Origin of the sequence: Streptosporangium sp. NPDC006013, from assembly GCF_040614275.1 — a bacterium.
Lineage (GTDB): Bacteria > Actinomycetota > Actinomycetes > Streptosporangiales > Streptosporangiaceae > Streptosporangium.
In genome coordinates this window covers 1-11,263 of record NZ_JBEXUE010000333.1, presented here as the reverse complement: position 1 = coordinate 11,263, position 11,263 = coordinate 1, and the positions used below count along the sequence as shown (strand labels likewise).

Annotated in this window: 11 protein-coding genes and 1 pseudogene; 9 read left to right on the top strand and 3 right to left on the bottom strand. The window is 69.4% G+C overall.

Annotated elements, in window-relative coordinates:
* Positions 1-49: 49 nt before the first annotated feature.
* Complete coding sequence (locus ABZ260_RS36010; protein WP_355626546.1) at positions 50-937, bottom strand: peptidylprolyl isomerase; 888 nt, start codon at positions 935-937, stop codon at positions 50-52.
* A 201-nt stretch (positions 938-1,138) separates the two neighbouring features.
* On the opposite strand from ABZ260_RS36010, the gene ABZ260_RS36005 reads away from it, so the two are divergent.
* Both ABZ260_RS36005 and ABZ260_RS36000 read left to right on the top strand, forming a co-directional pair.
* Positions 1,139-1,600, top strand: coding sequence for a hypothetical protein (locus tag ABZ260_RS36005; protein WP_355626545.1), 462 nt, complete (start codon positions 1,139-1,141; stop codon positions 1,598-1,600).
* Positions 1,601-1,631: 31 nt separating this feature from the next.
* Positions 1,632-2,945, top strand: coding sequence for a replication-associated recombination protein A (locus ABZ260_RS36000; protein WP_355626543.1), 1,314 nt, complete (start codon positions 1,632-1,634; stop codon positions 2,943-2,945).
* Positions 2,946-3,197: 252 nt separating this feature from the next.
* On the opposite strand, the pseudogene ABZ260_RS35995 reads toward ABZ260_RS36000, so the two are convergent.
* Positions 3,198-3,362: pseudogene (locus tag ABZ260_RS35995) on the bottom strand (RNA-guided endonuclease TnpB family protein); the annotation flags it as partial.
* Positions 3,363-3,808: 446 nt separating this feature from the next.
* On the opposite strand from ABZ260_RS35995, the gene ABZ260_RS35990 reads away from it, so the two are divergent.
* The 7 genes from ABZ260_RS35990 (at position 3,809) to ABZ260_RS35960 (ending at position 10,903) form a co-directional block, all read left to right on the top strand.
* Complete coding sequence (locus ABZ260_RS35990) at positions 3,809-4,255, top strand: DUF948 domain-containing protein (protein WP_355626541.1); 447 nt, start codon at positions 3,809-3,811, stop codon at positions 4,253-4,255.
* Positions 4,252-4,506: a hypothetical protein gene (locus ABZ260_RS35985; protein ID WP_350927308.1), complete on the top strand. Its 255-nt coding sequence runs from the start codon at positions 4,252-4,254 to the stop codon at positions 4,504-4,506. The genes ABZ260_RS35990 and ABZ260_RS35985 overlap by 4 nt, the downstream gene beginning before the upstream one ends.
* A gap of 1 nt (position 4,507) precedes the next feature.
* Positions 4,508-7,180, top strand: coding sequence for an alanine--tRNA ligase (gene alaS, locus ABZ260_RS35980; RefSeq protein ID WP_355626539.1), 2,673 nt, complete (start codon positions 4,508-4,510; stop codon positions 7,178-7,180).
* A 52-nt stretch (positions 7,181-7,232) separates the two neighbouring features.
* The gene (ruvX, locus tag ABZ260_RS35975) at positions 7,233-7,706 is read left to right on the top strand and encodes a Holliday junction resolvase RuvX (RefSeq protein WP_355626548.1); all 474 of its coding nucleotides are present in this window, start codon (positions 7,233-7,235) and stop codon (positions 7,704-7,706) included.
* Entirely contained in the window at positions 7,703-8,743 is a 1,041-nt protein-coding gene (gene mltG / locus ABZ260_RS35970) for an endolytic transglycosylase MltG (protein WP_355626537.1), read from the top strand. Before ruvX ends, mltG (ABZ260_RS35970) begins: the two co-directional genes overlap by 4 nt.
* 178 nt (positions 8,744-8,921) lie before the next feature.
* The gene (gene mltG / locus ABZ260_RS35965; RefSeq protein ID WP_355626535.1) at positions 8,922-10,082 is read left to right on the top strand and encodes an endolytic transglycosylase MltG; all 1,161 of its coding nucleotides are present in this window, start codon (positions 8,922-8,924) and stop codon (positions 10,080-10,082) included.
* Entirely contained in the window at positions 10,076-10,903 is an 828-nt protein-coding gene (locus tag ABZ260_RS35960; RefSeq protein WP_355626533.1) for a shikimate dehydrogenase, read from the top strand. The genes mltG (ABZ260_RS35965) and ABZ260_RS35960 overlap by 7 nt, the downstream gene beginning before the upstream one ends.
* 118 nt (positions 10,904-11,021) lie before the next feature.
* On the opposite strand, the gene ABZ260_RS35955 is transcribed toward ABZ260_RS35960, so the two are convergent.
* Positions 11,022-11,263 (bottom strand): hypothetical protein (locus ABZ260_RS35955; RefSeq protein WP_355626532.1); only part of this gene is annotated, 242 nt, incomplete at its 5' end.

Genomic DNA, 11,263 nt, shown 5'->3' with positions numbered 1-11,263 from the left:
CGGATGACCACCGGGGCGTCTCGCGGGCGGCGGGCCGCCGCGGATCCGGCTAGGAGAGCCGTACGGTCTTGATGATCACCGGGATCTTGGGAGCGTTGGAGCCGCCGTCGCCGGTGATGTCGTCGGGGTTGGTGATCCAGCCGCCCTTGTAGATCTTTTCGAGGATCTCCATGCCCTGGGAGACGACGCCGAAGGGGGTGTAGGCCTTCTCCACCTGGTCGGTCTCGTCGGCCAGCGAGATCCAGAACTGGCTGCCGTTCTGGTTGACGGCGTCGACCGCCTGGGCCACCGCGACCGTGCCCTTGGTGTACGGGATCCCGCCGAGGTTCTCGCTGTCGTAGACGTAGCCCGAGCTGCCCTGACCGTCGGTGGGGTTCTTGCCGTCGGCCTTGGCCTGCGGGTCACCGCACTGCAGCAGGCCCACCCCGGAGTTCTCCGGGGTGGCCAGGCGGTGGCACTTGGTGTTGTCGAAGAAGTGCTTCCTGGCCAGGAAGGCGAAGGAGTTGACCGTGCAGGGAGTCTGCGCGGTCGCCAGGTCGATCACGATGTCACCGTGGTTGGTGGTGATCGTCATGGTCTTCAACTTCAGGTTGGGCTTGGTCGGCGGCATGCCCACCTTCTTCATCGGGCTGCCGCTGGTGTCCTTGCGGTAGGAACAGGTCACGGGGGCCGGGGGGGCCGTGATGCTCGGTTCGGGCGTCGCGACGGCGTCCTCGGACGGTGTGCTGCTCGCATCGGGCGTCGCGGCGGCCTGGACCTCCTTGCCGTCACCACCGAGGAGCCTCACCCCGGCGAACAGGCCTCCCGCGACGACGACCACCGCGATGACCGCTCCGATGACGGCGTTCCGCTTCGACGTGCTCTTCTGCTCAGCACGTTTCGCCTGCCGCTCCTTGTGCTCCCGAGCCAACTGGCTCTGGCGGTCCTCGGCGCTCACCGCTATGTCCTCCAGGATTACTGTTACATGACTACGGACTGGCGGAAAGCGTACCGGCCCTAAGGTGTGCTGCACGTAAGTGGCGGAATTCGCCGGATGGGGACAGAGGGGAAAGACCGGGATCTCTTCACACTCTCCATAACCCGGTCATGGTGTGATCCGTACTTGCTGATGACGAGCCACGCACCACCGGAGCGCTCCATGTTCGACGAGATCCTCGGCCTGCCCCTCCACCCCCTGGTCGTCCACGCCGCCGTGGTCCTGACCCCGCTCCTGGCGGTGCTCGCCGCCGTGTACGCGCTGCTGCCCCGTACCCGGCCCGTGCTCACCTGGGCGGTGGTCGGGCTCGCCCCGATAGTGCCGGTGAGCGTCTTCGTGGCACGGGAGAGCGGGGAGTCGCTGGAGGAGGGCCGTTTCGCCTCCGCGGGCGGGCAGGTCGGTGAACGCATAGCCGAGCACGCGAGCTTCAGCATCCCCCTGCTGCTCGTCACCCTCGCCCTCGGGGTGATGTCGCTGGCTCTCGTCCACGTCTCGCGCGATGACCGGTTCGGCCGTCGGGCGGGGCTGGCCGTCTCGGCGCTGACCGTGGTCCTGGCCGCCGTCGCGCTCTACTACGTGGTGCGGGCCGGGCACAGCGGGGCCGTCACCGTCTGGGCGAACTGAGGCGTAGCCGGGCAGCGGTACTGTCTCAGGAGTGGACAGCCTGTTCGATTCGGCGGCGGAGGAGGCCCATCGCGGCCAGGAGCCCCTGGCGGTGCGGATGCGCCCCAGGAGCCTGGACGAGGTGATCGGCCAGCGGCACCTGCTGGGCTCCGGTACGCCGCTGCGCCGCCTCGTCGAGGCCGAGGCGCCGATGTCGCTCTTCCTCTGGGGCCCGCCGGGCACCGGCAAGACCACCCTCGCCTACGTGGTGGCGGGCGTCACCAAACGCCGCTTCGTGGAGGTCTCCGCGGTGTCGGCGGGTGTCAAGGAGGTCCGCGCGGCCATCGAGCAGGCCCGGCGAGAGCTGGGCATGTCCGGTCGCCAGACCGTCCTGTTCGTCGACGAGGTGCACCGTTTCAACAAGGCGCAGCAGGACGCCCTGCTGCCCGCCGTGGAGAACCGCTGGGTCACCTTCATCGGCGCCACCACGGAGAACCCCTTCTTCTCCGTCATCTCGCCCCTGCTGTCGCGCTCGCTGCTGCTGACCCTGGAGTCGCTGTCGGAAGACGACATCCGGGTGGTGCTGGAGCGCGCCGTCGCCGACCCACGTGGCCTGGAGGGAAGGGTGCGCCTGGCGCCCGAGGCCGCCGAGCATCTGGTGCGGCTGGCCGGCGGCGACGCCCGCAGGTCGCTCACCTACCTGGAGGCCGCCGCGCTGATCTCCGCCGACGGCGAGGTCACCGTCGAGGTGGTGGAGCGGGCGGTGGACAAGGCGGCCGTGCGCTACGACCGTCAAGGCGACCAGCACTACGACGTGATCAGCGGTTTCATCAAGAGCATGCGGGGCTCCGACGCCGACGCCGCGCTGCACTACCTCGCCCGGATGGTCGAGGCGGGCGAGGACCCCCGGTTCATCGCCCGCAGGATCGTCATCTTCGCCTCCGAGGACGTCGGCATGGCCGATCCCACCTGCCTGCAGGTCGCGGTGGCCGCGGCCCAGGCGGTGGAGTTCATCGGCCTGCCGGAGGGGCGGCTCAACCTGGCCCAGGCGGTCATCCACTGCGCGCTGGCCCCCAAGTCCAACGCGGTGATCAATGCCATCGGCGCGGCCTCCGAGGACGTGCGGCGCGGCAACATCGGCCATGTCCCCGACCATCTGCGTGACGCCCACTACCCGGGGGCCAAGAAGCTCGGCCACGGCAAGGGCTACAAGTACCCCCACGACTTCGAGCACGGCCTGGTCCGTCAGGAGTACGCGCCCGAGGAGCTCAGGGACCGGCGCTACTACCGGCCCACCCGGCACGGCGCCGAGGCGGGCTTCGCCGACCGCTGGTCCAGGATCCGCACCTTCCTGCGCGGAGAGTGACCCGCCGTACCGCTCGCCCGGCACGCCGCCACGTACGATCTCGCGGCGGGAACTCCGGCGAGGGCGGCCTTGTACGTCACACGTCCGCAGCTGATGGAAACCCCAGGAGTGCAGGTCGGCACGCTGAGCCTTACAAACCGTGACCCGGTCCCGAATGCCCTGAAGATCTTCCAGGGCGATCCCGGCACGGGTGTCCTTGGCCTTGCCGACCAGCTTCTTGGCGATGACATGGTTGACGTCGCGGGCGAACCGCGACTCCTTACGGCGCCTCTTCAGCAGCCGCTTGGCGGATTTCGTCCCCTTGGCCTGGAGGCGGGCTCGCAGGCGGGCGTTGCGCCGCCGCACCGCCCGCACCCCCTTGCCGCTGTAGGGCTCACCCGTGGAGTCGGTGGCGAGGTTGACGATGCCCAGATCCACCCCTAGCCACTCCCTCGGCTCCTCCCTCGAGGGGGGAGCGGGCACCTCGACGACCACGGCGAGGAAGAACACGCCGTCGCGATAGACGAGATCCGCCTGACCCCGCAGGGTCGCTCCTGCACTGGTGCGCGCCGAGGGATCGGGGCTGAGGGACGGTGACCAGTGGGAGATCACCTTCACCCCGCGCCGCTCCCTGGGTATCGGCGCCCTCCCGGAAGCGCGCTCGATGACTCTCCGGGGCAAGGAGCGATCCCCAGGGGCTGTGCGAGACCTCAGACGGAGGGCGGGCCAGGTGCGGGCGCGGCGGCACCGTGAACCCCGTGCGGTCCGAAGAGAGCCCGGGTCCTTCGGCGGCGGGCCTTCCCCGAGAGGCCCGACCGGCCCCGAAGGCGTGGTCCGGTCGCGCGCGGTAAGTGAGGATGAGTGATATCGGGCACGATAGGGTTTTGCCAATCCACCCGACCATGGCCGGGGTCACCTATGAGGGGACGGGTCCGCACATGCTTACCGCAGGAGAGGTCGCGGGGCTGATCGTCGCGATGGCCTGGGCGATCCTGGTCTGTTTCATGGCCGTCGTCATGGTCAGGCTGGCCCGCCTGCTCACCGAGACCACCAAGATGGTCTCCCAGCTGGGCGACCGCGTCGTGCCGCTGCTGGAGGACGTGTCGGCCGCCGTCGGCGAGACCAACCGTCAGCTGGTCGCCATCGAGGCGATCACCAGGGACGTCAAGCAGGTCAGCGGGCACGTGGCCAAGGTCAGCGACGTCACCCAGAGCCTGGTCACCGGGCCGCTGATCAAGGTCGCGGCCCTCACCCACGGCGTCCGCCGGGCCGTGGGTGCCCGCAGGCGCGCCAGGCCCGCCGCGCAGGCGCTGGAAAGGCGGCGGAGATGATCCGCAGGCTGTTCTACATGGGCCTGGGCGCGTTCGGCGCGCTGTGGGTCATGCGTAAGCTTCAGGCACTGCACCCGAACCACCTGGCCCGCCGGGCCGTTCGGAACGCGGGCGGGGTCCTGGAGCAGGCGCGGGATCTCGCGGAGGACGCCCTGCGAGGTGCGGCCGAGCGGGAAACCGAGTTGCGATCCAGGTTCGGGCTCGACACTGTGGAAAACCCCTATCACTCCAACGTAAAGGATGGCCGCTGACATGGAGTCGGCAGAGATCGCCCGCCGCTTCCTGCGCTTCTTCGAGGAGCGTGGGCACACCGTTGTGCCCTCGGCCAGCCTCATCGCCGAGGACCCGACGCTGCTTCTGGTCAACGCGGGCATGGTGCCCTTCAAGCCCTACTTCCTGGGCCAGCAGAAGCCGCCCTACAAGCGGGCCACCAGCGCGCAGAAGGTCGTCAGGACCCTCGACATCGACGAGGTCGGCAAGACGACCAGGCACGCCAGCTTCTTCCAGATGCTCGGAAACTTCTCCTTCGGCGACTACTTCAAGGAGCAGGCGATCCCGTTCGCCTGGGAGCTGCTGACCAAGCCCGAGTCCGAGGGTGGGTTCGGCTTCCCCGAGGACCGCCTCTGGGTCACCGTCTACCTCGACGACGACGAGGCCGCCGACATCTGGCACAGGAAGGCCGGAGTGCCGCTGGAGCGCATCCAGCGCCGTGACCTGGCGGACAACTACTGGCACATGGGCGTGCCGGGGCCTGGCGGGCCGTGCAGCGAGATCTACTACGACCGCGGTGCCGAGTACGGGCGCGAGGGCGGCCCGATCGTCGACGAGAACCGCTACCTCGAGGTGTGGAACAACGTCTTCATGCAGTTCCAGCTCGGTGCGGTCCGCAGCAAGGTGGACTTCGACATCGTCGGCGAGCTGCCGGCCAAGAGCGTCGACACGGGCATGGGCCTGGAGCGGATGGCGGCGATCCTGCAGGGCGTCGACAACATCTACGAGATCGACACCACGTACAAGATCCTTGACCGGGCCGCGGAGCTCACCAAGACGCGCTACGGCCGCGACGAGCGCGCCGACGTCTCGCTGCGGGTCGTCGCCGACCACGTCAGGACCGGCGTGATGCTCGTGGCCGACGGGGTGCTGCCCTCCAACGAGGGCCGGGGATACGTGCTCCGCCGCATCCTGCGCCGTGCCATCCGTAACCTGCGCCTGCTCGGCGCGGGCGAGGAGCGCTACATGCACGAGCTCACCGCGGTGACCGTCGATGTCATGGCCCAGCAGTACGCGGAGCTCAAGGCCGACGCCCCGCAGATCCACGGCGTCATCGACGCGGAGGAGGGGTCCTTCCTCGGCACCCTCCGCACCGGCACCGCGATCTTCGATGTGGCGGCCGAGGAGACCAAGCGCAAGGGGCGGGGCACGCTCGCGGCCGACCAGGCCTTCCAGCTCCACGACACCTACGGGTTCCCGATCGACCTGACCCTGGAGATGGCCTCCGAGCAGGGGCTGCAGGTCGACGAGGAGGGCTTCCGCCGGCTGATGAAGGAGCAGCGCGACCGGGCCAAGGCCGACGCCGCCTCCAAGAAGACCGGCAACGCCGACATCTCGGTCTTCGGCCAGATCCTGGAGAAGGCCGGCAAGGTCGAGTTCCTCGGCTACGACCACGTGACGGCCGAGGCCGAGGTCGCCGGCCTCCTCGTCGACGGCGCCTCCGTCGCCGCGGCGGGCGCGGGTACGGCGGTCGAGGTCGTGCTGAGCCGCACCCCGTTCTACGCCGAGGGCGGTGGCCAGCTCTCCGACCAGGGCCTCATCCGCACCGGCGGGGCCGAGGTGGAGATCGTGGACGTGCAGTCCCCGGTCGCCGGCCTCGTCGTGCACCGGGGCAAGGTCCGTACCGGGGAGATCCGGGTGGGCGAGACGGCCCAGGCCGAGATCGACGTCGAGCGGCGCCGGGCCATCTCCCGCAGCCACACCGCCACCCACCTGGTGCACCGGGGCTTCCGCAACGCGCTGGGTGAGACCGCGGCGCAGGCCGGTTCCGAGAACTCGCCGGGCCGCTTCCGCTTCGACTTCACCGCTGCGGGCGCCGTGCCGCCCAGCGTGTTGCGCGACGTCGAGGATGAGGTCAACGCGGTCCTGATCAACGACCTGCGGGTCAACGCCTTCCACACCTCCCAGGCCGAGGCCCGCGCGATGGGCGCGCTGGCCCTGTTCGGTGAGAAGTACGGCGACACCGTCCGCATCGTCGAGGTCGGTGAGTACTCCCGTGAGCTCTGCGGTGGCACCCACGTCGCCAGCTCCGGGCAGCTGGGCCTGGTCAAGGTGCTGGGTGAGGCCTCGATCGGTGCGGGGGTGCGCCGGGTGGAGGCCCTGGTCGGCCTCGACGCGTTCCGCTTCCTGGCCAGGGAGAGCGTGCTCGTCGCCCAGTTGTCGGAGCAGCTCAAGGCGCGCAGGGAAGAGCTCCCCGAACGCGTCGAGGGCATCGTCACCCGGTTGCGCTCCGCGGAGAAGGAACTGGCCACGTTGCGCTCGGCCCAGGCGCTCGCCGGTGCGGGGGAGATGGCGGGAAACGCCCGTGATCTGCATGGAGTCTCCGTTGTGACGCACCGTGCGCCTGATGGAACATCTCCTGATGATCTGCGTAAACTCGCACTCGACGTGCGCGGCCGGTTCCCGAGCGACCGCGCTGCGGTCGTCGTCGTCGCCGGTGTCCCCAATGACCGGCCGGTCGTCGTGGCCGCGGTCAACGAGGTGGGACGCGATCGCGGCCTGAAGGCCGGCCGTCTGGTCGGCGTCGCCGCGAAGGCACTCGGAGGTGGCGGTGGCGGTAAGGATGACGTCGCTCAGGGAGGCGGTGTGCGTTCCGAGGCGATCGACGAGGCGCTCGCGGCCGTCGAGCAGGCGATCACACAGACGCTCACCTGATGGGGAACGACACTCTCGAGCCGTGGCCGGTGCGAGGGTGGAGACAGAGATGATGAGAGACGGCATTCGGCTGGGCGTCGATGCCGGCTCGGTCCGTATCGGCGTGGCCAGAAGCGATCCCTCGGGGTTGCTGGCCACGCCGGTGGAGACCGTCCGGCGTGGCAAGGGCGACCTCGACCGGCTCGCGGAGATCGCGGCCGAGTACGAGGTCGTCGAGGTGGTGGTCGGCCTGCCGACCTCGCTCTCCGGGCGCGAGGGGCAGGCGGCGGCCGTCGCCCGTGACTTCGCGAACCGGATCGCACTCCGGCTGGCGCCCGTCCCGGTGCGGATGTTCGACGAGCGGTTGACCACCGTCACCGCCCAGCAGGGACTGCGGGCCAGCGGGGTGAAGGCGAAGAAGCAGCGCGGTGTGGTGGACCAGGCTGCCGCCGTCGTGCTGCTCCAGGCGGCGCTGGACGCCGAACGCGCCACCGGCAGGCCGCCCGGCAGCCCTGTCGCGCCACCGGGCGGCGGGACCGTTCGGTGAGCCGTCCGCGGCCGATATGGCTGTTGGTGGCCGGGGCGACGGTGCTCGCCACCGCCGCCGGGACGGCGGCCGGGCTCGTCGTGGTCCGCCCCTATCTCATGCCCGCCGACTTCGAGGGGCCGGGGTCCGGCACGGTCGTCGTCGAGATCTCCGAGGGGGCGAGTGCCGGTGCGATCGGGCTGGTGCTGGCCGACGCCGGAGTGGTGGCAAGTGCCAGGGCGTTCGTCAGGGCGGCGGAGGAGCAGGCCAGGACGGGCAGCCTGCACCCCGGCCACTTCAGGCTCCGCAGGGGCATGGACGCCCGCTCGGCACTCGGCATGCTGGTGACGCCCGAGTCGCGGATGGTGCGCAGGGTCACCGTCCCCGAGGGGCTCCGCCTGCCCGAACTGCTCGACCGGCTCGCCGAGGGCACCGGCATGCGCCGGGCCGACCTGGCCAGAGCCGCGGACGACGTGCGGGCGCTGGGCCTGCCACGGTACGCCAGGAACGCCGAGGGCTTCCTGTTCCCCGCCACCTACGAGATCGAGCCCGGTACGACCGCTCAGGACGTGCTGGTCGCGATGGTGGAACGTTACAAACAGGTCGCCGGGCAACTCGACCTCAAGGAGCGGGCCGCCAGGAAGCGGTTGACCCCCCTGGAGGCTGTCACGATGGCGAGCATCGTCCAGGCGGAGGGTGGGCGGGACCCGGACTATCCGAAGATCGCTAGAGTGATCTACAACCGGATCAGGGCAGGAACGCCACTTCAACTGGACACCACGGTGCTGTACGCGCAGAGGCGCAGGACCCTGGAGGTGTCCGAGAAGGACACCGAGGTGAGGTCTCCGTACAACACCTATCGCAGACCTGGCCTGCCCCCCGGACCCATCGCGAACCCCGGGGAGAAGGCGTTGATCGCGGCACTTCGGCCAGATCAAGGTGATTGGTTCTGGTTCGTAACCACAGATCCGGAGCATAGAATCACGAAATTCACTGACAAAGAGAGTGAGTTTGTGAGATACCGGGAAGAGCTGAACAGATACCTCGGGAAGCGTTGATGCCCGGCGGAACACCCCCCGTTCCGCCGCATGCGGCGCCCCGTACCCGCGGACCAGACGACCACTTCCGGAACACCGGAAGGTCTGGCCGGGTGCTTTCCTTCGGTTTGGCACACCCGCTTGACGCCAGGCCGTCCCTAGCGGGAGATTGGCCAGCGTCTCTATGAACGATCTCGATATGGACTTTCTGGTCGGCTCCGACGACGAAGGTCGGCCGGGCCGAAGATCTCGCGCGTCCTCAGGACGCGACTCCGGTGGCCGACGCGGCCGGCGCAGGAAGCGCCGCCGCAACCGGGGCGGCTTCCTCGCCCCCATGCTCGCGGTCATCGTGCTGTTCGGCGGCATCGGTGCCGCCGGCTTCTACGGCTACACCTGGGTCCGCGACGTGATGACCCCGGACGACTACACCGGACCCGGGTCCGGCGAGGTCGTCGTGGAGATCAAGGACGGCCAGAACGCCTCCGACGTCGCCCAGACCCTGGAGGAGCAGGGCGTGGTGAAGAGCGTCAAAGCCTTCGTCAACGCCGTCGCCCAGGCGGGCAAGAGCTCCTCCCTGCAGCCTGGCGAATACAGCATGCGCAAGCAGATGGCGGCCGCGGAGGCCGTCAAGCTTCTCGATCCGGAAAAGCGGCTGCTGGAGAGGGTCACCCTCAAGGAGGGGCTGCGCCTGAGCGACACCCTCAAGCAACTCGCCGAGAAGACCGGCAAGCCGCTCAGGGAGTTCCAGCAGGCGGCCAAGAACAGCCGGAAGCTCGGCCTGCCGTCCTACGCCAGGGGCAGGCTGGAGGGCTACGCCTTCCCGGCCACCTACGAGATCAGGCCCAAGATGACGCCCTCCGACATCCTGGTCGCGCTGGTCGACCGCTTCACCCAGACGGCGGAGAAGGACGACCTGCAGGCTAAGGCCAAGGAACTCGGGCACACTCCGCACGAGATCATGACGATCGCCAGCATCGTCCAGGCCGAGTCCGGTACCAAAGAGGACATGGGCAAGGTGGCCCGGGTCATCTACAACCGGCTCGACGGCAATCCCCGCCGCAAGCTGGAGATGGACAGCACGGTGATGTACGGGCTGGACAAGTACGGCATCGAGTCCTCCCACAAGGATCTTGAGAGTTCCTCGCCCTACAACACCTACAGGTTCGAGGGCCTGCCTCCCGGACCGATCGCCAACCCGGGAGACGACGCCATCCAGGCGGCGCTCAACCCCACCAAGGGGGACTGGGTCTGGTTCGTGACCACCTGCCCGGCGCGGCAGATCACCAAGTTCGCCTCGACGGAGACGGACTTCCTCGCGCTCAAGGCCGAGTACGAGAGAAACAAGGGGAACGGATGCTGAGAGCGGCGGTCCTGGGGTCACCGATCGCCCACTCGCTCTCCCCGTACCTGCACCGCGCCGCCTACGAGGGCATGGGCCTGCACGACTGGCGGTACGAGGCGATCGAGTGCGACGAGGCCGGGCTCCCCGGCCTCCTCGACGGGCTGGACGCCGACTGGGCGGGGCTCTCGCTTACCATGCCGCTCAAGCGGGCCGTGCTGCCGCTGCTCGACACCGTCTCGGAGCTCGCACTCCAGGTGGGTGGGGCCAACACGGTGATCCTGCGCGACGGCGCCCGGCACGGGGACAACACCGACGTGTACGGCATCGTCCGGGCGCTCGCGGAGGCGGGCGTGGCCCCGCCCGCCTCCGCGACCGTCCTCGGCGGGGGCGCGACGGCCTCCTCCGCGCTGGCCGCCCTGCGCGAGCTGGGTCTGGGCGAGGCGACCCTCGTGGTCCGTGACCCGTCCAGGGCGGCGGAGACCTTCGAGACGGCCGAGCGGCTGGACATGAGCCTGACGGTGCAGACCTTCGACAAGCTCGACACCGCGCTGGGGGTCGATCTGGTCGTCTCGACCCTGCCCTCCGGCGCGGCCGACGGCTTCACCGAGTCGCTGGCGGACGTGCCGGCGTTCTTCGACGTGGCCTACGCACCCTGGCCCACCCGGCCGGCGGCGGCGGTGGCCGAGCGGGGCGGGACTGTCGTCGGAGGTTTCCCGATGCTCCTGCACCAGGCGGTCCGGCAGGTCGAGATGATGACCGGCCGCGCGGACGTGCCGGTGGAGGCGATGCGCGAGGCGGGGAAGAGCGAGATCGTCAGGCGTGCCGCCTCGACGGAATGATTCTGAGTGAGCATGTCGTTGTGGTAGAGTGACTAATCGATCGGTCCGGCGTTCCTGCTGGACGCGCAAGCGGAGGTCATCCTCCCACCTCGTCGGCCGCAAGGCTGACAGGTCAGGATCACACCGGGTAGGTTTCCGGCGAGCTTAACGGCATAAAGCCTTCGAGTTCATGTGGCCCCGCATGCGTGACGTGCGGGGCATCTTGCGTTCGACGCGCCTTTATCGGGTGCGCGTTCTGCGACTTCCCGGCACGATCGAGCATGTTCCCCGCCGGCGGCCACTGCACCAGATCGAACCCCGGTTCGGCCGCCCGCTCCGCCAGCACTCCCTGGGCGTGCAGCGTCCACTCACCACCCGCCC